Below are 22853 nucleotides of genomic sequence, written 5' to 3' on the forward strand. Positions count from 1 at the left end.
GCGCGCGTGCTATTGCGCGCAGTAACCCCCGTCGACGAGGTGGTAGGAGCCGGTGATGAAGCTGGCGCGGTCCGACAGGAGGAACTGGGTGAGATCGGCAACTTCTTCTGACCGGCCCAGACGACCGATGGGGTGAGCGGCGACCAGAGCCTCCTTCGCGCCGGGGGGCAGGTTGCCGAGAAGCGGCGTGTCGATGAAGGCCGGGCCGATGGCGTTCACCCGGATGCCCTTGGCGGAATACTCCAGGGCTGCGGCGCGGGTCAGGCCGAGGAGTGCGTGCTTGGCGGCGGTATAGGCCGAGGCATTGGCAAAGCCGACCGAGCCGAGGATGGAGGCGATGTTGACGATGGACCCGCCGCCCGCATCCAGCATCGCCGGGATGGCATAGCGCATGCCGTAGAAGACGGCGTTCAGGTTGACGTCCATCACCCGGTGCCAGCCTTCGATGGTGTATTCGCCGGTCGGCAGCATCGGCCCGCCGATCCCGGCGTTGTTCACCAGAAGATGCAGCCCGCCGCCCCAGTCCGCGGCCTCGGCCACCAGGCGTTCCACCGTGGGGGCATCGGCCACGTCGCCGCCGGCGGCACGCGCCTGCCCGCCGCTCTGGGTGATGGCCTCGGCCACCCGAGCGGCGGCCTCGCGGTTCAGGTCCTGGACGAGGACCTTGGCGCCGCTGGCGGCCAGGCCCATGGCGATGGCCTCGCCGATGCCGGACCCCGCGCCCGTCACGAGGGCGGTCTTGCCGGGGAAGGTGATCTCCATGGTCGGTCTCCTTGTTTGGGTCGCGGCAAGGAAAGGCCGGTTGCGCGGGAAGTTCCATGATCCCGGTCAATGCACGGGTGTGGGAGACGAATTTTCTGCGAAAGGTCGGTCAGAGGTCGGGAGGCGGTCGTGGGTCCAGTTCTTCGCCGTTCGGTCGGCAGCGGAGAGACCAGCTGGCGGGCGGCAAAAGACGGGCCCGCAGGCGGGTGAGGGTGAAGCTGTCCTCATCCGACCACAGAAGCGAGCGGCTGGGGGCGGGGGACAGGTGCCACCGACTTTCGACGCCCTGGGCCCCGCCCTGGCCGGGCAGGAGGATCAGGCCCAGCGGCGCGGTGGCGTTGTCGCGGCGGGCGGCCTCGGCCCCCGTCTCGGAGGCAAGGTGCAGACGGCGGGTGGGAGTAAGGGCGGGGGGCACCAGAAGCTCGGCGATCACCAGGGGGGCGGCGCCGGAGCGGAGTGATTCTTCGGCGGCCCAGAGAAGGCTGTCGTCGCGCTGGGCCTGGACCAGGATCAGGCGGGACGGGTCGGCGAGGGGTTGCAGACCGGCGGCGTTCAGACGTTCGGCAAGCCAGCCGGGGCGGATCCAGACCACCGGACCCTGGGTCTTGGCCATGATGCGGGCGGCCAGCATCAGGCGCGAGGGACCGCACAGTTCATGCACCCGACCGCGCTGCAAGGTGAGGTCCCCGGCAAGGGGTTGCTGCGGCTCGGCCCGGCGGGGGCTGTGGTGGTGGATTGGCAGACTCATGTCGAAAAGCTAGCGTGTTCGCGCAATGTTCTCAAGCGCGGGCCTTTGCCGCGGGGGCGATCCGGCCTAGCTTTGCCGCGACAGAAGGAGCTTTCGATGAAAACGCTGACCCTTGGCAAGACCGGCCTGACGGTTTCCGAGCTGTGCCTTGGCACGATGACCTGGGGGACGCAGAACACCGAGGCCGAGGGGCATGCCCAGATGGACATGGCTCTGGAGGCGGGGGTGACGTTCTGGGACACGGCCGAGATGTATCCGGTGAACCCCGTGCGGGCGGAAACCGCGGGGCGGACGGAGGAGATCATCGGGACCTGGTTTGCCGCGCGCGGGGGGCGGGACCGGGTGGTGCTGGCGACCAAGGTGGCGGGGAAGGGGCCGATCCTGCGGCCGGGCGAGGTGACGACCGGGGCCACGATGCGCACGGCGGTCGAGGCCAGCCTGAAGCGGTTGCAGACGGATTACATCGACCTTTACCAGCTGCACTGGCCGAACCGGAGCCACTACCATTTCCGACAGATGTGGACCTATCAGCCGCCCAAGCTGGACCGGGCGGCGGAAACCGCGAACATGACCGACATCCTGACCACGGCGCAGGCGCTGGTGACGGAAGGCAAGATCCGGGCCATCGGATTGTCGAACGAGACCGTCTGGGGGGCGGCGCGCTGGCTGCATCTGGCCGACACTCTGGGTCTGCCGCGGATGGCGACGGTGCAGAACGAGTACAACCTATTGTGCCGCCAGTTCGACACCGACTGGGCCGAGCTGTCGGTGATCGAGGACATGCCGCTCCTGGCTTTCTCGCCGCTGGCAACGGGTCTTCTGTCGGGCAAATATGCGGGGGGCGTGATCCCCGAAGGCTCGCGCCGCAGCCTGAACCCGGACCTTTCGGGGCGGGTGACGCCGCAGGTCTTCCCGGCGGTGGCGGCCTATCTGGGGGTGGCGGCGCGGCATGGGCTGGACCCCTGCCAAATGGCGATCGCCTTCTGCGGGACCCGGCCCTTCCCGACGATCCCGATCATCGGGGCCACGACGCTGGAGCAGTTGCGCACCAATATCGGCGCGGCGGGGGTCACTTTGTCGTCAGAGGTGCTGGAGGACATAGCGGAAACCCACCGGGCCTACCCCGCGCCCTATTGACGGGACTTGCGGCGCCGGACGGTTCAATGCACTCCTTCGCGCGAACCGGAGAGCCCGATGCCCCGCATGCCGTGCCGCCTGTCCCTTGCTGCTGTTCTGCTTTGTGCCACGGGCCTGTTGGCGGCCTGCCAGACGGGGGGCGCAGGCAAGCCACCACCGGGTGAGGTGACGCCAAATGCGGTCCTGGGCGACCCCATCGAGGTGACGGCGCTGGACGCGCTGCCAGGCGAGGCCGCAAAGCCTGCGCCTGCCCTGCAGGGGGGAAGCGATACCGCTGCCCTGCAAGCCGCCCCGGCAACGAGCGAGGTCGAGCCTTCGGAGACCGAAAGTTCTGAGCTGGCCGAACCCGCGCCGAAGCCTGACCTGGCGGAAATGCCTGTCACCCCGAAGTCGGAACAGCAGCTGGCCTGCGAAAAGAAGAAGGGTCGTTGGGCACGCGTCGGCAAGGGCGAGGGGCGGGCCTGTGTGTTCCAGACGAAGGACTCTGGCAAGCGCTGCGAGCGGGAAAGCCAGTGCGACAGCGTCTGCCTTGCCCGGTCCGGGACCTGCGCGCCGTTCAAGCCGATGTATGGCTGCAACGAGATCCTGCAGGACAATGGTGCGCGGGTGACGTTGTGTCTCGAATAACCCTGGCGCTGGCGCTGCTGCTGGCGGGATGCGCGGCGAAAGCCCCCGCGCCGACGGCCTTCCGGACGGCGGGTGATCCGATCTGGTCGGCGGCGGCCTTCCAGCCTGCCCTTGCGGCAGGGACCTGGCGGCAGGTGGCGGATTTCCGGGCCTCGGGGTCTTGCGCGGCGGGTGCAGTCGAGATCACGCCGGTCGCCGGGGGAGTGCAGTTGCGCGGGACCCTGTGCCTGGCCGGGAAGTCCGAGACGGTGTCGGGAACGGCGCCTCTGGTCGGGCCAGGGCGGCTGCGGGTCATGGGCGAGGACTGGTGGGTCGTCTGGGTCGACGAAGGCTACCGGACATTGGCCATCGCCACGCCTTCAGGCCGGTTCGGTATCATCCTGGACCGGAGTTCGATCCCTGCGGACCGGCTGAATGCCGCGCGGGAGATCTTTGATTTCAACGGCTACCGGACGGACGTGCTGACGGCGCTCTAATCCACCGCTCGTCGATGACTTCGTCACTCCTCGCTGGGGCGTGCCCTGCGACGAGGAGACGAAGTCGAACGAGGAGCGGTCAGCTTACGCGGTCGAGCAGCATCTCCAGATGGGCCACCATGTCGCGGGCCCCGACCTCGGCCTCGCGGACGAGAAGGTCGAAGTGCTGGGTGATGGTTTCCACCCGGGCGCTGTCGCGGAAGGCCAGGTAGTGCCGGCCAAGGTAGATCACCGCAAGAAGGGGGCCGAAAACCGTGACGGGGGCCGAGAAAAGCTTTCTCGCGTCGAAGAGGCAAAGCCGGAGCGAGGGGTAAAGCTGTTCGCAGAGCGTCATCAGGTGGCGCAGTTGCGCGCGGCGGGTCTCGGCCGGAAGACCCTCGTAATAGCCCGAGGCAGTGGCGAAGGCGGCAAGTTCATGCACCGGAAGGGCGATCTCGTAGTCCGACCCCGCGCCACGCATCCATTTCAGCCGGTCCTCGAAAGCGCCTATGGCCTGTTCGGCGGTGCGGCCAAGCTGGGGTTCGTATTCCCATTCCACCACGGCGCGGGTCTTCAGCATGTCGGGCAGCGTCGCCGGGACATGGCGGATCTTGTAGCCTGCGGCTTCCTGATGCCATCCGAAGATGCGCTCGTCGATCAGCGCGCGCGGGGCTTCGGTCAGGGACAGCGACGCGGCCAGCAGGTCGGCGATGGGTTCGGGGCGGCCGGAAAGCCCCAGGAGCCAGTCGGCGCTGATCCCCAGGGCGCGGGAGCAGTCGGCTGCAAGCTGGGCGTTGGGCAGCCGCGTGCCGGGTTGCAGCAACGCCGAGATGGTGGAGCGGTCGACCCCGGCTTGCCGCGCAAGCTCGGCCTGGGTGATCTTGCGCGCCGCCATCGCCTCGGCCAGGCGGGCGCGGAACTGGGGAGCCCGGTCGCGTTTGTCGATTTTATCCATCACTTGCAGTTTATCCAAAACCAACGCGGGGTAAAGTTTACAATATCCCGAATTCCAGCCACCGGAGCGATTTGGTATCGTCACAGCAACGTTACTGAACTCCGGGAACAATCTTGCAGACCGAGACCCGGGCCATCGAATGGCCCACCCTGATCGTCTTCATCGCAACTTACAGTCTTTGGGCCCTTGCGACCACCTGGCTTTGGACCCTGTCCCCTACGCTGGCGATCCTTGCCGCCGCGCTGGCCATCGGACAGTATTCCTCGCTGACCCATGAGGTGCTGCACGGCCATCCGTTCCGGTCGCAGCGATGGTCGGAGGTGCTGGTGTTCCCGGGGTTGACGGTGTTCGTCCCCTACCTGCGCTTCAAGGACCTGCATCTGCAGCACCATTTCGACCCGGCCCTGACCGACCCCTATGACGATCCCGAATCGAACTACCTTGACCCCGCCGTCTGGGCCCGGTTGTCCGGGCCGAAGCGCGCGCTCTTGCGGTTCAACAACACGCTGTTCGGGCGGATGCTGGTCGGACCGGCGCTTTCCGCGTGGGCACTGGTCACGGGCGACTGGGCGGCGATCCGGCGGGGCGAGCATCGGGTGACGCTGGCCTGGGGCCTGCATGCGGGCGGGCTGGCGCTGGTCTGGGTCTGGCTCACTTGGGTGGGCGCGATGCCGGGCTGGGCCTATGTGCTGGCGGCCTATCTGGGCTGGAGCCTGTTGAAGATCCGCACCTTCCTGGAACACCGCGCGCATGAGTCAGCGCGGGCGCGCACGGTGGTCATCGAAAGCCGCGGGCCGCTGAGCCTGCTGTTCCTGAACAACAATTTCCACGTCGTGCATCACATGCATCCGGGCGTGGCCTGGTACAAGCTGCCGGGTCTCTATTTCGGCAACCGCGAGCATTACCTGCGCCGCAACGACAGCTACCAGTATCGCAGCTATGTCGAGATCTTCCGCCAGTTCCTGTTCCGCGCCAAGGACCCGGTGCCGCATCCGGTCTTTCCGGTCGACAAGGGGGGCGTCCTAGACCAGTCGGCGGAAGTGCGGGGTGGCGCTGGAATTGTCGAAGAACGGCACGCCGGGCTGATCCTGGCCCGCCACTAGGGCCGCGACCTCGGCCAGGACGACCTCGGTGATGAAGGGAAGGTCCAGCGCGCGGGCCTCCGGCAGGGCCAGCCAGCGCAGGTGCTGAAGCTCTCCCGACGCAAGGGTGAAATCTTCGCGGTTGTCGTCCAGGCTGTCGGCATGGGCCAGAAGGAATCGCGCGTCGAAGCGGCGCGTGCGGCCGGGTGGCGTGATCGCGCGGAAGATGAAGCGAAGCGAGGGATGCTCCATCCCCGCGAGGTTCAGACCGGTTTCCTCGGTCAGTTCGCGCAGCGCGGTGGCAACCAGGGTTTCAGGCAGCGGCGCGTCGGGCGGGACCGCCAGCGTCAGGCGGCGGACACAGTCCGGCGCCAGGAAGCCGGGACGGGTGACGCCAGCGTCCTCGGGATCGACACGTCCGCCGGGGAAGACGAACTTCGACGGCATGAACACCGCGCCCTCGCCACGCTGACCCATCAGGACCTGCGGCCCGTCCGGGCTTTCGCGCCAGAGAACGACCGTGGCCGCCGCGCGGATCGGCTCGTCAGTCATGCGTGCGGTCAGAGAAGCCATGCATCCTGTTGGCCCATTGCAGTGCGACCAGCGCCCCCTTCAGCCGCGGCAGCAGGTACAGCGACAGCGCCACGGTGCCGATGGTGAATCCTACGGCCATGACCAGGGGCTCGGGCCGGAACTTGGTGTAGGTGAACAAGAGGATCGGCGCGAGAAGGTGGCCCACGATCAGGATCGTCAGATAGGCCGGTCCGTCGTCGGCGCGGTGATGGTGCAGCTCTTCGCTGCAGACCGGGCAGGTGTCACGCACCTTGAGATAGCCGCGCAGCATCGGCCCCGCGCCGCAGTTCGGGCAGCGCCGACGCCAACCGCGCCAGAGCGCAGGCTTCAGCGGGCGGTCCTCGGGGTCGAGGGTTTGGGCAGTGTCGACGGTGGTCATGGGCGTGGTCCGGTGTACGGCCCCGGAAAGGGGGCGTTGCAGGAGGTCGAACATAGTCGGTTCCGGGCGGCGTTCACAGGGGGAAGGCGCGACCTGTGTCGGGATGTCGCAAGAATCCGCGACGGAAACGGCGCGCCCGTCCGTTTGACCAGTAGAAGGGTCGGAAATGCCGCCCGGATTGAATGGAGAGAAAGATGTCTGCAACGAAGAAATCCGCAATCGCTGCGCTTGCCGTTATGGGCGCCCTCTTGGGAACGGCTGCGCTGGCCGAAAAGGGTGGCATGGGCATGGGAATGGGCATGGACATGGACGGCGAGGGCCGCGGCGCAATGCTGACCCAGATGTTCGACACGATGGATGCCGACAAGGACGGCAAGCTTACCCTGGCCGAGCTTGAGGCGCACCGGACCGCCGAGTTCGCCGCTGCCGACACCAACGGCGATGGGGCGCTGAGTGCCGACGAACTGTCGGCCCGCCAGCTTGCACGGATGCAGGAGCGGCTGGCCGAGCGGACCCAGGCGATGCTGGACAACATGGACAACGACGGTAACGGGTCGCTCTCTGCCGACGAGATGGGCGAAGGCCCGGGCGAGCGGCACTTTGCCCGGCTGGACACCGACAACGACGGCGCGATCTCGAAGGCCGAGGCGGAAGAAGCGATGCAGCACCGTGGCAAGCGCGGCCACGGCGGAGGCATGGGCAACAACTAGGCCTTTGCGGCCCGGCCACCCAGCCGCTAAGCAACAAGGCATGACGATGGCTTTCGACGCGCATGGGGAAACCTCGGACGAGGCGCTGATGGTGCTCTATGCCAATGGAGACCGTCATGCGGCGCTGGCGTTGACCCAGCGCGTCACCCCGCGCGTCCTTGCCTACGCCGCGCGGCTGCTGGGTGGCGACCGGGCCGAGGCCGAGGACGTGGCGCAGGAGACGATGCTGCGGCTGTGGCGCGTGGCACCCGACTGGCGGCAGGGCGAAACCAAGGTGACGACCTGGGCTTACCGGGTCGCCACCAACCTGTGTATCGACCGGCAGCGGTCGCGGGGGCGCAAGCGGCAGATGGCGCTGGATGACGCGCCGGAAGTGGCGGACGACGCTGTCGGGGTCGAAGGGCGGTTGCAGGACGCGGGCCGGATGGCGGCGCTGGAAGCGGCACTTGCCGAACTGCCCGAGCGGCAGCGACAGGCCGTGGTGCTGCGCCACCTGGAAGGGATGACGAACCCCGAAATTGCAGCGATCATGGAGATCGGGGTCGAAGCGGTGGAAAGCCTGACCGCGCGCGGCAAGCGGTCGCTCGCGGCGATACTTGCGGGTCGCAAGGCCGAGCTTGGATATGAGGATGACGGACATGCAGGATGATCTGGACGACCTCCTGGCGCGCGCGGCGCGGCGTCCCGAGGTGCCCTCCGATGCGCTGATGGAGCGGGTGCTGGCCGATGCGCTGGCCTTGCAACCGCATGCCCCGGCCTTCCGGCCCGCAGCGCGACCGGGTTTTCTTGCGCGACTGGCGGGCCTCTTCGGCGGGCCGCCTGCTTTGGCGGGCCTGGGAACCGCGGCGGTCTTCGGGCTGGCCATGGGCTACCTGAGCCCGACGACGCTGGACTACCTGACCGGGGCATCGACCGAAACCGCCGATTTCTTCCCCGAAGCCGATTTTCTGACGACGGAAGGCTGAAATGACCGATCCCACCACGCAGACCCCGGTTCAAGCTACCGCCTCCCGCGGGGTGAAGATCGCGCTGGCGATCTCGCTCGCGCTGAACCTTGCGGTGGCGGGGCTGGCAATCGGTGCCAGACTGGGCGGCGGCCACCGCGACATGCCGCGCGACATGTCCTTCGGGCCGTTCAGCGAGGCGCTGGATTCAAGCGACCGGCGCGCGATCCGTCGCGCGCTTCTGGACCGGATGGGAGAGTTCCGGACCTCGCGTGCCGAAGCCCGCACGGAGTTCGAGACGCTGCTGGGCACCTTGCGCGCCGATCCCTTCGACGCCGAGGCGATGAAAACCGCGTTGTCGGCCATCGAGGCGCGCAATGCGCAACGGCTGGACCTCGGCCGAAGCCTGATCGAGACGCGGCTGATCGAGATGTCGCCCGAAGACCGCCAGGCCTTCGCGGACCGCCTGGAAAAAGGCATGCGCCGCGGCGGGCGCGATGGTGATTAGGTTCGGCCAGACTAGGCCGCGGTCATCCGGTAGGTAACCTGATTGCGGCCAGCGCCTTTCGATTCCAGCAAAGCGAGGTCGGCCTGTTCGACCAGGCCGTCGATGACATAGCTGTCCTCGCCCGCGGCGCCCGCCACGGCCACCCCGATCGAGACCGTTACCCGCAATTCCTCGCCCGAAAGCAGGCGGATGGGCGTGTCGTCCATCGCCTGGCAGAGCCGTTCCGCCACCCGGCGGGCAACCAGCATGCAGCTTTGTGGCAGGATCGCCAGAAATTCTTCCCCGCCGATGCGGGCCAGGATGTCCGTGTCGCGCAGGTTCGCGGTGAGGCGGCGGGCGACTTCGACCAGGACCTGGTCACCGGCGGAATGGCCGTATTCGTCATTCACCTGCTTGAAGCGGTCGAGGTCCATCACCATCACCGCGAACGGTGTGCCGTCCTGCCGGGATTTCGCAGCAATGGCCGCCAGTTGCGGTGCCGCGCAGCGGCGGTTGTAAAGCCCGGTCAGCGGATCCAGCATCGCCATCCGCAAGCCGTCTTGCATCCGGGCGCGGCGGCGGTCGGAATGCCGCTTGCGGCGGAGAAGCCCCCGGGTGCGCAGCGCCAGTTCCTCGGCCGTGACATCGGGTCCCACGGCATCGTCGGCACCAAGATCGAAGGCCATCGCGGCCTCGTCCCCCTCTCCCGCGGGGCCGACGACGCAGACCGCGGCGTGGCGGGTGGACTGGTGACTTTTCAGTTCGGACAGAAGCCGCAGTGTGCCCGAGGGATTCTGGCCGTCGTCATGCAGGATGAACACGTCGGGCAGGACATCGCCGGCCGAAATGCTGGCCATCGCTTCCCGGCGCGACACCATGACCAGCCGGTCGCGGACCTGGGCTGCCAGCCCGGTCCAGAGCGGATCCGAGGGATGGGAGCCGATCACCGCGATGGTGCCCTGCGGATCGAAGGTGGCGGGCGCCTCGCCAAGACCGGCGATGGCCAGCCCCTCGGTCGCCGGAAACTCGCTTTCCGCCCGCAGTCGCAAAAGGTTGCGCAGTCGGGCAAGTAGCACGCGTTCGTTTGCCGGACGGTCCATCACATCGTCAGCACCGGCAGCAAAAGCGGCAAGGCGTTCGTCTGCGGTGCCGCTGGCCGTGAGGGCGATCACGGGAATGTCGCGGCTAGAGGGGTCGCGCCGCAACCGCCGCAGCACCTCAAGCCCCGAGACATCTGGCAGCCCAAGGTCCAGCAGGACAAGATCGGGGCGTTCCTCCCGCGCGATGCTAAGGCAGGCGGCGCCGTCGGCGGCCGGGATCGGAGCGTAGAAAGCTGCTGACAGCCGGGCCTGCTGGACGATCCGGTTCGCCGCCACGTCGTCAACGATGAGGATCCGTGCGCTCATCCCAAAATGCCGTCTTTTCATTCCACTTGTTGTGGACAACTCTGCCGTCGGGAAGGTTAAGAAATCCTTTCTGTATGCAGGCAAGTGATCGAATTTCATCTGCCGACACCAGAAGGCTATGAAAGCGAGAACAATGCAACCAGAAGTTGCGCAAACGCTGGCAATCCAGGCCCTTGGCTGGATTGCAGCCGAGGACGAGATCTTTCCGGTGTTCCTGACGGCAACCGGGGCGGGCATCGCCGAACTGCGCAACCGTGCGGCAGATCCCGAGTTCCTCGCCGCGGTCCTGGATTTCCTGCTGCAGGACGATCGCTGGGTGGTTGCATTCTGCGACGCCGAAGGCCATCCCTACACGGCACCCCAGGCGGCCCGCGCGGCGCTGCCGGGGGGCGCGGTGACGAACTGGACCTGAGGGGGGCATGATGATCGACGGGCTGATCTTCGACAAGGACGGGACGCTCTTCGACTTCCGCATCAGCTGGGGCCGCTGGGCCGCGACCTTCCTACGCCGGATCGCGCAGGACGAAGCCCATGCCACGCGACTGGGTCGGGCCATCGGATATGACCTTGGCAGCGGAACCTTCGCCCCCGACAGCCCGGTGATCGCCGCGACGGCCGCCGACATTGCGGCGGCGCTGTTGCCCGAGCTTCCTGGCATGACGCTGGCCGAGTTGACCGAGCGGATCGATGCCAGCGCCGGCATGGCCCCGATGTCAGAGGCGGTGCCCTTGCGACCCCTGCTTGACGCGCTGCGCGGAAGGGGTCTGCGGCTTGGTCTGGCGACCAACGACTCCGAAGCGCCTGCCCGGCAGCATCTGGCGACGCACGGGATCACCGACTGCTTCGACTTCATTGCGGGATACGACTCGGGTCACGGTGCCAAGCCCGGGCCGGGCATGTGTCTGGCCTTCGTGCGGCAGACCGGACTGGACGCGGCGCGCGTGGCGATGGTGGGCGACAGCCGGCATGATCTGGAGGCAGGTCGCGCGGCCGGAATGCGCACCATCGCGGTGCTGACGGGCGTTGCGAAACGCGAGGAGTTGGCGCCCCATGCCGACGTCGTGCTGGCCGACATCGGGGACATTCCGGAGTGGCTGACGGGCCTGAAAGCCTGACTTCCGAAGGTCACTTGCAAAAAACGACGCTTTTTAGTCGCTAACGCGGTAACCAGATCGGCTCTGCTTCCGTCATCCTTCGCCCAAGCGAATGGAGAGTGACGATGGCGGATGAACCAGCTCGGAGAAAGCGTGCCGGGGGGCGGGCAGGGATGAAGGTCCGTGCGGGCACGGCGGTGATCGACCAGATGCCTTGGCGCATTCCGGTGAACCCCGATGCGCCAACCGAGCCTTTGGATGCCGAGGGTGTGCAGCGCGTCCACAAGACGGCGATGCGCATCCTGCGCGACATCGGGATCGAGTTCCTGAACCCCGAAGCAGTGGAACATCTGCGGAAGGCCGGCTGCATCGTGAACGGGACCAACGTCCGGATGGACGAGGACTTCGTGATGGAGATGGTCGCCCGCGCGCCCGAGACCTTCACGATCACGCCGCGCAATCCCGAGCGCGAGCTGATCATGGGCGGCAAGCACATGTTGTTCGTCAACGTGAGCAGCCCGCCGAACGCCTGGGACATGGAGCGGGGCAAACGGTCCGGCGACTTCGAGACGTTCCGCGAGTTCATGAAGCTGACGCAGTATTTCAACTGCATCCACATCGCGGGCGGCTATCCGGTGGAGCCGGTGGACATCCATGCAAGCGTCCGGCACCTGGACTGCCTGTACGAAAAGCTGACGCTGACCGACAAGGTTGTCCACGCCTACAGCCTGGGGGCCGAGCGGGTCGAGGATGTGATGGAGATGGTCCGTCTGGCCGGGGGGCTCACCGAGGAGGAGTTCCAGGCCAAGCCGCGGCTTTACACCAACATCAATTCGGTTTCCCCGTTGAAGCACGACTATCCGATGCTGGACGGGGCAATGAGGATGGCCAAACGCGGGCAGCCGGTGGTGGTGACGCCCTTCACTCTGGCGGGGGCGATGGCTCCGGTCACGATGTCTGGGGCCGTGGCATTGTCGATTGCCGAGGCTTTGGCGGCGGTGGCACTCCTGCAATACATCGCTCCCGGCTGTCCGGTGGCGATCGGAACCTTCACCTCGAACGTCGACATGAAGTCGGGGGCCCCGGCCTTTGGCACCCCGGAATACATGCGGGCGACGCAGATGACGGGGCAGCTGGTGCGCTTCTATGGCGTGCCGATGCGGGCCTCGGGGGTTTGTGCTGCGAACGTGCCGGACGGGCAGGCGATGTGGGAGACGTCGAATTCCCTCTGGTCGGCGGTGCAGAGCCGGACCAACATGGTCTACCACGCCGCTGGCTGGCTGGAGGGCGGGCTGATCGCGTCCCCGGAGAAGTTCATCATGGACTGCGAGGTCCTGCAGATGATCCAGCGCTACTTCGAGGAGGCGACCTTCGCGACGCGGGACGAGGACCTTGCCTTCGACGCGATCAAGGAAGTCGGCGCGGGCGGGCATTACTTCGGGGTGCAGCACACGCAGGACCGCTACCAGGAGGCCTTCTATGCGCCCATCGTCTCGGACTGGCGGAACTATGAGGCGTGGCAGGCGGACGGGTCGGTCTGGACGGTCGAGCGGGCGCACCGGATCTACAAGCAGATCCTCGCCGAGTTCGAGGCACCGGAGATGAATGGGGACCACCTGGAAGAGTTGCAGCGGTTCGTGGCGAAGCGGAAACAGGAGGGTGGGGCACCCACAGACTTCTGAGCGCCCGCGCGTGGTGGAGTTTGGGACCCTTTTAGAAACAGGGGGTTGGTCGCGGGCGTTCAGGTTTTCTTTACCTTTGCGGACGGTGGGTCAACCTGCGCCTTGTGGCGCAGAACGACCCACCCTACGGAGAATCCTGCCTGGCGTCGGTCCTTTGCGGACAGCGGGTTTCATGCCGAGTGCCGTGCGGCGCGCGCCTTTTTCTCGGGCCTGCGGGTGAAGGACGGACAGGCCTTTGCCGCGACATGGTCGTTTGAACCAGTGGCGCCACCATGTCGCACTCCTGAGGGGATATTTGGGCAAATGTGAAAGGGAGGGAGGCGCGGCTCAGGTCGTGGAGCCTTGCCCGCGCGCAGGCAGGGAGAAGGGTTCGGGCACATTGGGAGATGGCGTCCTGCGACCGGCGTTCTGGGCAAGGAACGAGGTCAGCATTAGCGCCAGTGCGACAAGGGCGGGAAGGTAACCGCCATCGCCGGCGTTCAGATGGGCCGAGAGCGCCAGGAGCAGGTGAAAGACCATCCCCGCATAGGCGAGGTCGCTGAGCCGGACCGAGAGGCGGCTGAGGATCGCCAAGGGAGCAGCGATCTTTGCGACGATCAGGACCTGAACCAGATAGACCGGGAAGCCGAAGGCGATGAAGCCCTGCTCCACTGCCGTTCGCTGTGTGAGGTAGAAAACTGCGGCCCCGAGATACATCGCACAGAGGGCCAGCGTCGTGGCCCAGTAAAGCAGTTTGGCCTTGGTCATGGCGGGTCTCCTGGGTCTGGTTGGGGGCGGTTTCGGGTGGACGGCTATCTGCCGAGTGTGGCCGGGGGTTACGGGGTTGGGTGGCGCTGAGCGTGACAGGCGACCCTTCTGGCCGCCTGGCGGATGCGGAAGACGCTGGTGGCGGCGGTGGTGTGGTCAGGGCCTGCAGCCGGTTTTCTGTCCCCGAAGGCGGGTGCTGAGACGCGATAGCGAAGACGCGTGCCTGCGACGGAGGTCAGGCGAAGGTGAGGCCCTCGATCCGGCCGTAGACGGCATCAATCCCGTCGGTGAAGCCCTGCTGGATGGCGTTGGCGCGGGCCTCGGCGTCGCGGTAACGCATCACCACGGTCAGGCGGGTGCCGCTCCCGTCGTGGGTCAGCGTGGTGCGGACGGTCGGGCCTTGTGAGGTGTCGCCGTTGAAATGCTCGACATGGAGCATGTTTTGGGGCGGGTCGGCTTCGAGGACCGGGCCGGAGAAGAAGAACTCGGGCCAGACGTAGCGGAAGCTGCCGCCGGGCCGAGGGTCCATCTGGCAGTCGGTAAGGTCGGGCGAGAGCCATTGGCGGATGAGCTCAGGCTCGGTCAGGGCGCGCCAGACCTTTGCCGGAGGATGCGAGAAGCGGCGGCGGATCACGACGTCGGTGGCGCCGTCGAGGAAGAGTTGCGGGTGATCGAAGGTCATGGCGCCGATCCGTGAGAGTGCGTTTCGAACTGTGGTCGTGGCCGGGGCCATCACGGTCCCGTCCGACGAGGGCGGTCGTCAGCCGATCGCCATCGCGTCGAGCTTGCCGTAAACCTCTTCCATGCCGTCGGTCATGCCGGTGGCAATGGCGGCCGCGCGGGCCTCGGCGCTCTCATAGCGCATCACCATCGTCATCCGGGTGCCGCTGCCTTGGGGGGCAAGGTCGGTGGTGATCCGGGCGCCCGAGGTGGTGTCGCCGTTGAAATATTCGATGTGGGTGATGTGGTGCGGCGGGTCCACGGCGATGACGGGGCCGGAGAAGAAGAAGGAATTGCCGTCCGGTCCTGCCCATTCGAAGTGGAAGCTGCCGCCGGGGCGCGGATCGAATTCGCAGCGCGTCATCGGGTGGTCCTGCACGGCCATCCATTGCCGGATCAGCGCGGGCTCGGTCAGGGCGCGCCAGACCTTGGCGGGTGGATGGGCGAAGTCGCGGCGGAGGAGGATGTCGGTATCGCCGTCGAGGACGGTCTGCAATCGGGTCAGGTCGAGGGACATCACGGTTTCCTTTCCTTGGGGTCGGCGGGAGGGTCTTCCAGGCTGTCCAGGAGGCTGTCGAGGCGCTGGAACTGCGCCTCCCACAGCGCGCGGTACTGGCCGAGCCAATGCCAGAGTTGCGACATGGTATCGGGCTTCAGCCGTCGGGGGCGGGAGGTGCCGTCGATACGGGTTTCGATCAGGCCCGCGTCCTCCAGCACCTTGAGGTGCCGGCTGATCGCGGGCTGGCTGATCGCGAAGGGACGGGCAAGGTCCTGGACCGTGGCCTCGCCTTCCGCCAGCCGGGCGAGGATGGCGCGGCGGGTCGGATCGGCGAGGGCGGCGAAGGATTGATCGAGGTCGGGCATGTGACGATCCGTTATGTAACGAATCGTTTATATAACGCATTACGCAAAAAGGCAAGATGTCTGCCCGGGCGCATGACCCGGGCCCTGGGGTTTACTTGGTCAGTTCGGCCATCATCTCGTCCATCGCCTTGCAGGCGGCCTGCAGGTCGTCGCCCTGGGCGCTGGCGTTGGCGGCAAGCTCTTGCACCTTGGGGGCAAGTTCGGCGAGCCTGGCGGCATCGGTGGCGGCGACCTCCTGCATCTTGGTCATGAGGTCGGTGGCCTTCTTCTGGGCAAGTTCGGTGGTGCAGACTTCCTCGCCACTGCAGGCGGCCAGAAAGCCGATGGCGGCAAGTGCCAGAAGGGCGGATGTGATACGCATGGGGTCCCTCGTACATCATTGTGGTTCGCGGCGATGATCCGTCGCGGGTGGGAGGGTAGCTGAAGGCGGTGGCACGCACGAAACCGCGAGGCGGGCGCAGGCGGGAACCCGCCCCGGTGGCCATGCCTTGACGTTTCACGCCCTGTCCCGCAGGTTGCCCGGCAATTCACAAGGGTCCGAACAGGGGCCGGAACAGGCGTCCGACCGGGCGTCGGAACGGGCGAAAAGGCAGATGGCAAAGAGCACGCGCCCGTTTTCGGGCTTCGAATTCATGATCGCCTGGCGCTATCTGCGCGCGCGGCGGGCCGAGGGCGGGGTCAGCATCATGACCTGGATCAGCCTGATCGGCATCACACTGGCGGTGTTCGCGCTGATCCTGACGCTGGCGGTGCGCGCGGGCTTCCGGGCGGAATTCGTGGATACGATCCTGGGGGCCAACGCACATGTGACGGTCTATTCGTCGGGCGTGGTCGGCGAGGATGGCCAACTGATCCGCGGCTTTACCGAGCCTGACGCGCTGGCGGCGGCGATTGCCGAGGTGCCGGGGGTGACGCGGGCGGCGCCGCTGATCCGCGGCAAGCTGATGGTCACGGACGGCGAGGATACCACGGGGGCAGAGGTCTTTGGTCTTCTGCCGGAAGATTTCGCGTCGATCCCCAGGGTGGGTGCGGGGTCGGATGCGATCGGCGATCTGGCGCGGTTCCCGGAGGGGATTGCGCTGGGGTCGGGGATCGCGCGGGAGTTGGGGGTCAGCGTCGGCGACCGGGTGCGCCTGATCGCTCCGGGAGGTGTGCGGACGGCGATGGGGACGACGCCCCGGGTCAACGCCTACGAGGTGGTCTACATCTTCAGCGCTGGGCGCTATGATATTGATACGACACGCATCTACATGCCCTTCATCGAAGCGCAGAGCTTCTTCAACAAGGAGGGCCGCGCGGACGAGATCGAGGTGATGGTCGAGGTGCCGGACGAGATCGAACGCTATGGCGAGCCGATCCTTGCGGCGGCGGGGCCGGTGGCGATGCTGTGGACCTGGAAGGACAGTTCGGGGGCCTTCCTGCGGGCCTTGGACATCGAGGACAACGTGATGTTCGTGATCCTGTCGGTCCTGGTGCTGATCGCGGCGATGAACATCGTTTCGGGGCTGATCATGCTGGTGAAGAACAAGGGCCGCGACATCGGCATCTTGCGGACGATGGGGCTGACCGAAGGCTCGGTCCTGCGGGTGTTCTTCATCTGCGGGTCGTTCACCGGCGTGATCGGGACCATCGCGGGGGTGGCGCTGGGCTGCCTGACGGCGCTGAACATCGACCAGATCATGAGTGCCATCAACTGGGTGAACGGGGCGGAGGTCTGGGATCCGTCGATCCGGGGGATCTATTCGCTGCCGGCGAAGCTGCAGTTGGCCGACGTGATGTCGGCGGTGGGGCTATCCTTGGGGTTGTCCTTCGTCGTCACCTTCTTCCCGGCGCGGCGCGCGGCGCGGATGAACCCGGTGGAGGCGCTGCGCTATGAGTGAGATGCTGGCACTGGAAGGGGTCGAGAAGGGTTACAACCGGGGCAAGCCCTCGGAAGTGATCGTGCTGCGGGGGGCGTCGATCACCGTCGCGCGGGGCGAGGTGGTGGCGCTGGTGGCCCCTAGCGGAGCGGGGAAGTCGACGCTGCTGCACATCGCCGGGCTTCTGGACGTGGCGGACAGCGGCACGGTGCAGCTGGACGGGCGCGAGATGGGCGGGTTGTCGGACCGGGCGCGGACCGAGGCGCGGCGCGGAGATGTGGGGTTCATCTACCAGTTCCACCATCTTCTGCCGGAATTCAGCGCGCTGGAGAACGTGGTGATCCCGCAGCTTGCCAACGGCGTGGCGAAACCGGCCGCCGAGGCGCGGGCGATGGAACTGCTGGAGAAGGTCGGCGTGGGCGCGCGGGCGGGGCATCGTCCCGCCGCGCTGTCAGGGGGCGAGCAACAGCGGGTGGCCTTCTGCCGCGCGCTGGCAAACGGGCCTAAACTGCTGCTGGCGGACGAGCCGACGGGGAACCTGGACCCCGGCACCTCGGACCAGGTGTTCGGGGTGCTGATGGAACTGGTGCGGTCCACCGGGCTTTCCGCGCTGATCGCCACGCATAATCTGGAACTGGCCGCACGGATGGACCGGATCGTACGGCTGACCGCGGGCCAGGTGACCTAGATCAAGGCGGGGTTGGCCCGGCTTTGGTCAAGTCTGGCAAGAGGAGAGAAGAATGCGTCACCCCATGATGATCCTGCTGCTGAGCCTTGGCCTGGCGGCCTGCGTAGAGCGCGAGACGCTGCCAAGCGGTTCCGAGGACTTCGCGGATTTCTGCGCGGCCTGCCACGGGATGTCGGGCAAGGGCGACGGCGAGGGGGCGGCGGCGCTGGACCGCAAGCCCGCCGACCTGACCCGGCTGTCCGCGAAGAACGGCGGGGTTTTCCCTGGAACGCGCGTGATGGCGAAGATCTGGGGCTACACCGGCGTCGCCCCCGGCCGGCAGGACGCGGCCTCGCCGATGCCGGAGTTCGGGCCGCTGCTGCAGGGCGATCTGGTGCCTTATGATGGCGGCGACGGGATCGCCACGCCGACCCCGGTGCGGCTGGTGCAGATCGCGGAATACCTCAAGGCGCTGCAGGACTGAGGCGGGGGCTGCTGCTCCTCGTGCGACTTCGTCTTCTCGTCGCGGGCGGGTTCTTTTTCCGGGCGGACAGGCATGGCGGCAGACCTCGTGGCCTGCCGCGCCGGTCCAGGGGCGATTGAATTGGGGGTTGCTCCTCGTGCGACTTCGTCTTCTCGTCGCGGGCGGGGTGCTAGACTTTCCCTGCCGGTGAGTGGGTGGCGATTGCAGCGGGGCCTCTTGGCTTGCCGCGCCGTTTCTGCAGCGGTTTTTCAGATACCGGAACCTCAATGTGCCGCCGAGTGAGGCAAGAAGCGGGGCTGCGCGCGGTCCTTGCGGCGGGGAAGGTTCTGGTTCCAGCCGGGTAGTCCGTCGCGGCTTTGCTGCACCGTTGATGGATGCGGGTAATGGAGGGCGCTTCACCCACCGAGCCCCCGGAGAATGATTGCCGAACGGCGGGCTGCTGCCTGGTGCTGCCAATGTCACGTGCCGGGCGGGGCCGCGGGTCTTCGGGGTGAAGGCTACTGCGGTGGGCGGTTGTAGCGGATGAACGGCGAGAGCCGGGCCACGCGGTCGTAGAGCTGGCGCGCCTCGTGGTTGAAGTCCTGCGTCAGCCAGTAGACGGCCGGGGCCTTGGCAGCATCGGCGGCGGCATAGACCGCTTCGATCAGGGCGCGGCCGAGGCCGGTGCCGCGGGCTTCGGGGGCGACGTAGAGGTCTTGCAGATAGCAGACGTCCTCGATCTTCCAGCAATGCCGGTGAAAGAGGTAATGCGCGAGGCCGAGAAGCTGGCCGTCTTGCTCGGCCACCAGCGCCGAGAAGTCCCGCGGGTCGGACCCCAGAAGGCGGTCGAAGGTCGAGGCATAGACATCCTCTGGCACCGAGGTCTGGTAGAACTGGAGGTAGCCGGGCCAGAGGCGGCGCCACTGGTCATGGTCCGTGGCGGCGAGAGGGCGGATGAGGGTGGGCATGGGCATTCCCCGATAAGCGCCAGTCCCGGCGCGGCGCATGTGTTAATACTTGGCAACCTGCCGGAAATCCTGACAATGCGCCACACTGCCCGGACGCATAAGGGCAGACGGAACCGGGAGAGACGCATGACAGGCCAGATCACGGCACGGATCGAGCTTGCCCTGGCAGGCGCTCTGGGTGGGGTGGCGCTTTGGGCGGCCATCGAGGCCTTGGACAAGGATTGGCTGGGCGACTACCCGGCGCTGGTGGCCTTTGTCCTTGTCGGGACGGTGTTCTCGGCGCTGATGGCGATGGCGGGACCGATCGGGCTGTGGCGCGCGGTACCGCGGGCGCTGGGCCTGGGGCTGGTGGTCGCTGCGCTGGTTTGGCTGACGGCCCTGCGCTACGCCGGGCCGGACGATTTCGTGTCAGGGGCCATTCCGCTGCTGGCCGCCTTTACGGTGGCGGCCCTGCCGGTGCCGTTCCTGATCGCACAGGTCCGGAGCCGCTGGAACGATTATCCGGTCCTGTTCCTGGAGGCCTGGTCCGTCGTCCTGCGCTTTGCCGCAGCCGGTGCCTTTACCGGTCTGGTCTGGCTGGTGATCTACCTGTCGGATGCGCTGCTGGAAATCGTCGGGGTCAAGGTGATCGGCGATCTCTTGCGCCACGAGCTGGTTATGCTGGCGCTTGGCGGGGGCATCTTCGGGCTGGGGATGGCGGTGATCGACGATCTGTCGGATCTTCTGTCGCCCTACGTGGTGTTGCGCATCTTCCGGATGTTCCTGCCGGTCGTGCTGGGGGTCATGGTCATCTTCCTGATCGCGCTGCCGTTCCGCGGGTTGGAGGGACTGGCAAGCGGGCTGTCGCCGGCCACGCTTTTGCTGACGATGGTGGCGGGAGGCATCGCTCTGGTCTCGATCGCCGTCGACCATACCGATGCCGATGCGCCGCAAAGCCCGCTGCTGGTGCGCTGCACGCAAGGCATGGCGCTGATCCTGCCGGTCATGGCGGCGCTGGCGCTGTGGGCGATCTGGATCCGGGTGGCCGATCGCGGCTGGTCGCCAGAGCGGCTGTTCATCGTGCTGGTGGCGGGGGTGGGGCTGGTCTACGGGCTGGTCTATGCCGCGTCGGTCCTGCGGGGCGGGGCCTGGCAGGAGCGGATCCGGCAGGGCAACATCCGGGTGGCGCTGGGGGTCGGGGCGCTGGCGGCCCTGTGGCTGACGCCGGTGCTGAACGCCGAAGCGATCTCGGCCGCCAGCCAGCTGCACCAGGTCGAGGCCAAGGGGCCGGAGGCGCTGGACCTCTACGCGCTGCAATCCTGGGGCAAGCCGGGGGCGGCGGCGCTGGCGGAGCTGGAGGCCAGGGCAAAGGAGACGGGGCAGGAGGCACTGGCCGCGGCGCTGGCCGGAGAGACTCCTCTGGCCGAGGACCGGGGCCCTGCTCTGGCGGCCGAGCTGGCTGCGATACTGCCGGTCCAGCCGGCCACCGCCACGGGAATGCGCGACGTGATCCTGGGTGCAGCCGAGGATTACCAGGTGCAGGACTGGCTGGCGGTCTGCGAGGCGCGGCTGGAAACCGGGCAGCCGGGGTGCCTGCTGGTGGTCGCGGACCTGTTGCCGCTGCGGCCGGGCGAGGAGGCGATGCTGTTTCTGCAGCGTGGCGAGGACTATATCGAGATCAGCGGGCTTTACTTGGATGACGCGGGCCTGCTGGTCTGGCGAACGGCGACGCAGGCTGACGGCAACTTCCTTGCCCCCGAGGCGGCACGGCAGCTGCTGCGGCAGTATCAGGAGGCTCCGCCACCCCTGACGGGGGCCGAGCTGAATCAGCTTGGCACTGGCGATACGGGGCTGCTTTTCCTGCCATGACCGGACAAAGGTTGTTAACCCATGCGCGATAACCTTGCCGCCGAAACGGACTTGGGGTCGGACATGGATGCGCTGTTTCTGCGGTCCCTGCAAAGCTATGTGAGCGAGATTTTCGGGGCGGGACGGTGGCATGCGGTCTGCCGCCACGCAGGGCTGACGGTCGACTCGTTCGAGCCGATGCTGCGCTACGAACGCGGCACCGCCGACCGCATTGCCTTGGTCGCGGCCGAGGTGCTGGGGCGTCCGGTCGAGGCGATCTGGGAAGACGTCGGCATCCACCTGGTCACCAACCCCGAGCGCGAGGGCATCCGGCGGCTTTTGCGCTTCGGCGGGGTCACCTTCGCCGATTTTCTGTATTCGCTGGAGGAGTTGCCGGGCCGGGCGCGGCTGGCGATGCCGGATCTGGACCTGCCGGACGTGACGTTGGATGAAGTCGGCGAAGACCGGTTCGACCTGCATTGCCAATCGTATCTGCGCGCCACGCAGCGGGTGCTTATCGGGCTTCTGACCGCGATGGCGGACGACTACGGCGCGCTTTGCCTGATCGAGCCGAAAGCCGATGACTGCACGTCGATCCTGGTTCTCGACCGTCGCCACGCGACAGCGCGGCGGTTCGACCTGGCCCTGCCGAAGGTGTAGGTAAGATGTTGCGCCACGACGACCGGATTGTACTGGATGGTGCCACCTTGGCGCAGTTCATGCCCATGCATCTTCTGCTGGACGGTGAGGGTCGGGCGTTGAGCTTCGGTCCGACCCTGGCGCAGGTACTGCAGGCGAATGCGGTGCCCGGCGCGCGGTTCGAGGACCTGTTCGAAGTGCGCTCGCCCGGTGGGGCGGTGACGGTCGGACAGGTGCTGGCGCGGGGGGCCAACCGCTTCCGGCTGCTGCCCCGTAGTGGGGTCCGGGTTGGGCTGCGCGGCCTTGCGCGGACACTGCCGGGCTCGGGCCGCATCCTGCTGAACCTGTCCTTCGGCATGGACCTGGTCGCGGCGGTGCGGGATCTGGCGCTGACCGACGCCGACTTCGCCGCGACCGAGCTTGCGATGGAACTTCTCTACATGGCTGAGGCCAATGCCGCCGTCACGCGCGAGTTGCGGGGGCTGAACCTGCGGCTGGAAGGCGCGCGGATTGCCGCCGAAGAAGAGGCGATGACCGACCCGCTGACCGGCCTGCGCAACCGTCGCGCGGCTGATCTGGTTCTGGAACGTCTTTGCGCCGCCCGGGCCGGGTTCGGGCTTTTGCACATGGACCTCGACTACTTCAAGGCGGTGAACGACACGCTGGGCCACGCTGCGGGCGACCATGTCCTAAGCACCGTCGGCCGCATCCTGCGCGAGCAGTTGCGGGCCGAGGATTGCGCCGCGCGGATCGGTGGCGACGAGTTCGTGGTGATCCTGGCGGGCCGCACCGAACCGAAGATGCTGCAGACGATCGCGGACCGGATCATCGCCCGCATCTGCCAGCCGATGGAGTTCGAGGGTCAGGTGTGCACGGTCTCGGCCAGCATCGGGATCGTCCGGTCGCTGGATCTTGCGGTGCCCGAGCCGGTGCAGCTGCTGGCCGCCGCCGACCGCGCGCTTTATTCCGCGAAACATGCGGGCCGGGGTCGGGCCGTGCTGCTGGTCACGCGGGGCGAGTAGCCGCTCCCTGTGCGCATCGGGGTTGCCACACCGGGG

The 22853-nt window shown here is 67.2% G+C and carries 29 protein-coding genes; 17 read left to right on the forward strand and 12 right to left on the reverse strand.

Annotation, left to right across the window (positions count from 1 at the left end; translation table 11 throughout):
* Positions 1-9: 9 nt before the first annotated feature.
* Together Q0C42_RS05810 and Q0C42_RS05815 are read right to left on the reverse strand one after the other, a co-directional pair.
* Positions 10-762 (reverse strand): SDR family NAD(P)-dependent oxidoreductase, encoded by a 753-nt coding sequence (locus Q0C42_RS05810; RefSeq protein WP_295073310.1) that lies wholly within the window; start codon positions 760-762, stop codon positions 10-12.
* Between the two features lie 109 nt (positions 763-871).
* On the reverse strand, positions 872-1510 hold the full coding sequence (locus Q0C42_RS05815; RefSeq protein ID WP_295073313.1) for a hypothetical protein: 639 nt from the start codon (positions 1508-1510) through the stop codon (positions 872-874).
* A gap of 96 nt (positions 1511-1606) precedes the next feature.
* Here Q0C42_RS05815 and Q0C42_RS05820 point away from each other — a divergent pair, with 96 nt between their 5' ends.
* From Q0C42_RS05820 to Q0C42_RS05830, 3 genes are read left to right on the forward strand one after another with little or no spacing between them, the layout of a single operon-like run.
* Positions 1607-2647 carry an aldo/keto reductase gene (locus tag Q0C42_RS05820; protein WP_295073316.1) on the forward strand — a complete coding sequence of 347 codons (1041 nt, stop codon included), beginning with the start codon at positions 1607-1609 and terminating at the stop codon, positions 2645-2647.
* A gap of 57 nt (positions 2648-2704) precedes the next feature.
* Positions 2705-3274 carry a hypothetical protein gene (locus tag Q0C42_RS05825; protein ID WP_295073318.1) on the forward strand — a complete coding sequence of 190 codons (570 nt, stop codon included), beginning with the start codon at positions 2705-2707 and terminating at the stop codon, positions 3272-3274.
* Complete coding sequence (locus Q0C42_RS05830; protein ID WP_295073321.1) at positions 3262-3750, forward strand: lipocalin; 489 nt, start codon at positions 3262-3264, stop codon at positions 3748-3750. Before Q0C42_RS05825 ends, Q0C42_RS05830 begins: the two co-directional genes overlap by 13 nt.
* A 79-nt stretch (positions 3751-3829) precedes the next feature.
* Here Q0C42_RS05830 and Q0C42_RS05835 read toward each other — a convergent pair whose 3' ends face one another.
* Complete coding sequence (locus tag Q0C42_RS05835) at positions 3830-4687, reverse strand: helix-turn-helix transcriptional regulator (protein ID WP_295073323.1); 858 nt, start codon at positions 4685-4687, stop codon at positions 3830-3832.
* A gap of 110 nt (positions 4688-4797) precedes the next feature.
* On the opposite strand from Q0C42_RS05835, the gene Q0C42_RS05840 reads away from it, so the two are divergent.
* Positions 4798-5787 carry a fatty acid desaturase gene (locus Q0C42_RS05840; protein WP_295073326.1) on the forward strand — a complete coding sequence of 330 codons (990 nt, stop codon included), beginning with the start codon at positions 4798-4800 and terminating at the stop codon, positions 5785-5787.
* Here Q0C42_RS05840 and Q0C42_RS05845 read toward each other — a convergent pair.
* Both Q0C42_RS05845 and Q0C42_RS05850 read right to left on the reverse strand, forming a co-directional pair.
* Positions 5707-6318, reverse strand: coding sequence for an NUDIX hydrolase (locus Q0C42_RS05845; protein ID WP_295073329.1), 612 nt, complete (start codon positions 6316-6318; stop codon positions 5707-5709). The two genes, Q0C42_RS05840 and Q0C42_RS05845, sit on opposite strands and share 81 nt — an antisense overlap.
* Positions 6311-6718: a DUF983 domain-containing protein gene (locus Q0C42_RS05850; RefSeq protein ID WP_295073331.1), complete on the reverse strand. Its 408-nt coding sequence runs from the start codon at positions 6716-6718 to the stop codon at positions 6311-6313. The genes Q0C42_RS05845 and Q0C42_RS05850 overlap by 8 nt, the downstream gene beginning before the upstream one ends.
* A gap of 194 nt (positions 6719-6912) precedes the next feature.
* Here Q0C42_RS05850 and Q0C42_RS05855 point away from each other — a divergent pair, with 194 nt between their 5' ends.
* The 4 genes from Q0C42_RS05855 to Q0C42_RS05870 are packed head-to-tail and all read left to right on the forward strand — an operon-like array spanning position 6913 to position 8880.
* Positions 6913-7428, forward strand: a complete 516-nt coding sequence (locus tag Q0C42_RS05855; RefSeq protein ID WP_295073333.1) for an EF-hand domain-containing protein — start codon at positions 6913-6915, stop codon at positions 7426-7428.
* Positions 7429-7468: 40 nt separating this feature from the next.
* Positions 7469-8077 (forward strand): RNA polymerase sigma factor, encoded by a 609-nt coding sequence (locus Q0C42_RS05860; RefSeq protein WP_295073336.1) that lies wholly within the window; start codon positions 7469-7471, stop codon positions 8075-8077.
* Positions 8067-8393 (forward strand): hypothetical protein, encoded by a 327-nt coding sequence (locus tag Q0C42_RS05865; RefSeq protein ID WP_295073339.1) that lies wholly within the window; start codon positions 8067-8069, stop codon positions 8391-8393. Before Q0C42_RS05860 ends, Q0C42_RS05865 begins: the two co-directional genes overlap by 11 nt.
* Position 8394: 1 nt before the next feature.
* Entirely contained in the window at positions 8395-8880 is a 486-nt protein-coding gene (locus Q0C42_RS05870; protein ID WP_295073341.1) for a periplasmic heavy metal sensor, read from the forward strand.
* Positions 8881-8891: 11 nt separating this feature from the next.
* On the opposite strand, the gene Q0C42_RS05875 is transcribed toward Q0C42_RS05870, so the two are convergent.
* Positions 8892-10265, reverse strand: a complete 1374-nt coding sequence (locus tag Q0C42_RS05875) for a diguanylate cyclase (RefSeq protein WP_295073344.1) — start codon at positions 10263-10265, stop codon at positions 8892-8894.
* A gap of 133 nt (positions 10266-10398) precedes the next feature.
* Here Q0C42_RS05875 and Q0C42_RS05880 point away from each other — a divergent pair, with 133 nt between their 5' ends.
* The 3 genes from Q0C42_RS05880 (at position 10399) to Q0C42_RS05890 (ending at position 13041) form a co-directional block, all read left to right on the forward strand.
* Positions 10399-10677 carry a DUF3572 domain-containing protein gene (locus Q0C42_RS05880; RefSeq protein ID WP_295073347.1) on the forward strand — a complete coding sequence of 93 codons (279 nt, stop codon included), beginning with the start codon at positions 10399-10401 and terminating at the stop codon, positions 10675-10677.
* A gap of 10 nt (positions 10678-10687) precedes the next feature.
* Positions 10688-11380 (forward strand): HAD family hydrolase, encoded by a 693-nt coding sequence (locus tag Q0C42_RS05885; RefSeq protein WP_295073350.1) that lies wholly within the window; start codon positions 10688-10690, stop codon positions 11378-11380.
* Between the two features lie 104 nt (positions 11381-11484).
* A complete protein-coding gene (locus tag Q0C42_RS05890) occupies positions 11485-13041 on the forward strand; it encodes a trimethylamine methyltransferase family protein (protein ID WP_295073353.1) in 1557 nt (518 codons plus the stop codon).
* 327 nt (positions 13042-13368) lie between these two features.
* Here Q0C42_RS05890 and Q0C42_RS05895 read toward each other — a convergent pair whose 3' ends face one another.
* The 5 genes from Q0C42_RS05895 to Q0C42_RS05915 all read right to left on the reverse strand — a co-directional run bounded on the left by Q0C42_RS05895 (position 13369) and on the right by Q0C42_RS05915 (position 15733).
* Positions 13369-13788, reverse strand: coding sequence for a DoxX family protein (locus Q0C42_RS05895; RefSeq protein ID WP_295073356.1), 420 nt, complete (start codon positions 13786-13788; stop codon positions 13369-13371).
* 235 nt (positions 13789-14023) lie between these two features.
* Entirely contained in the window at positions 14024-14470 is a 447-nt protein-coding gene (locus tag Q0C42_RS05900) for an SRPBCC domain-containing protein (protein WP_295073359.1), read from the reverse strand.
* 78 nt (positions 14471-14548) lie between these two features.
* Positions 14549-15025, reverse strand: coding sequence for an SRPBCC domain-containing protein (locus Q0C42_RS05905; RefSeq protein WP_295073360.1), 477 nt, complete (start codon positions 15023-15025; stop codon positions 14549-14551).
* Positions 15025-15372, reverse strand: coding sequence for a helix-turn-helix transcriptional regulator (locus tag Q0C42_RS05910; protein ID WP_295073363.1), 348 nt, complete (start codon positions 15370-15372; stop codon positions 15025-15027). The genes Q0C42_RS05905 and Q0C42_RS05910 overlap by 1 nt, the downstream gene beginning before the upstream one ends.
* A 91-nt stretch (positions 15373-15463) precedes the next feature.
* Positions 15464-15733 (reverse strand): hypothetical protein, encoded by a 270-nt coding sequence (locus tag Q0C42_RS05915; RefSeq protein ID WP_295073366.1) that lies wholly within the window; start codon positions 15731-15733, stop codon positions 15464-15466.
* Between the two features lie 232 nt (positions 15734-15965).
* Here Q0C42_RS05915 and Q0C42_RS05920 point away from each other — a divergent pair, with 232 nt between their 5' ends.
* The 3 genes from Q0C42_RS05920 to Q0C42_RS05930 are packed head-to-tail and all read left to right on the forward strand — an operon-like array spanning position 15966 to position 18382.
* Positions 15966-17252 carry a lipoprotein-releasing ABC transporter permease subunit gene (locus Q0C42_RS05920; RefSeq protein WP_295073369.1) on the forward strand — a complete coding sequence of 429 codons (1287 nt, stop codon included), beginning with the start codon at positions 15966-15968 and terminating at the stop codon, positions 17250-17252.
* A complete protein-coding gene (locus tag Q0C42_RS05925; RefSeq protein ID WP_295073372.1) occupies positions 17245-17919 on the forward strand; it encodes an ABC transporter ATP-binding protein in 675 nt (224 codons plus the stop codon). Before Q0C42_RS05920 ends, Q0C42_RS05925 begins: the two co-directional genes overlap by 8 nt.
* Positions 17920-17971: 52 nt before the next feature.
* Positions 17972-18382 (forward strand): c-type cytochrome, encoded by a 411-nt coding sequence (locus Q0C42_RS05930; protein ID WP_295073375.1) that lies wholly within the window; start codon positions 17972-17974, stop codon positions 18380-18382.
* 497 nt (positions 18383-18879) lie between these two features.
* On the opposite strand, the gene Q0C42_RS05935 is transcribed toward Q0C42_RS05930, so the two are convergent.
* Complete coding sequence (locus tag Q0C42_RS05935; protein ID WP_295073378.1) at positions 18880-19335, reverse strand: GNAT family N-acetyltransferase; 456 nt, start codon at positions 19333-19335, stop codon at positions 18880-18882.
* Between the two features lie 120 nt (positions 19336-19455).
* Here Q0C42_RS05935 and Q0C42_RS05940 point away from each other — a divergent pair, with 120 nt between their 5' ends.
* The 3 genes from Q0C42_RS05940 to Q0C42_RS05950 are packed head-to-tail and all read left to right on the forward strand — an operon-like array spanning position 19456 to position 22817.
* Positions 19456-21177: a DUF4153 domain-containing protein gene (locus tag Q0C42_RS05940; protein WP_295073381.1), complete on the forward strand. Its 1722-nt coding sequence runs from the start codon at positions 19456-19458 to the stop codon at positions 21175-21177.
* Between the two features lie 21 nt (positions 21178-21198).
* Positions 21199-21816 (forward strand): heme NO-binding domain-containing protein, encoded by a 618-nt coding sequence (locus tag Q0C42_RS05945; RefSeq protein WP_295073384.1) that lies wholly within the window; start codon positions 21199-21201, stop codon positions 21814-21816.
* 5 nt (positions 21817-21821) lie between these two features.
* Complete coding sequence (locus Q0C42_RS05950; RefSeq protein ID WP_295073386.1) at positions 21822-22817, forward strand: diguanylate cyclase; 996 nt, start codon at positions 21822-21824, stop codon at positions 22815-22817.
* Positions 22818-22853 lie beyond the last annotated feature (36 nt).

This window comes from Tabrizicola sp., from assembly GCF_022842145.1.
Classification (GTDB): Bacteria; Pseudomonadota; Alphaproteobacteria; order Rhodobacterales; family Rhodobacteraceae; genus Tabrizicola.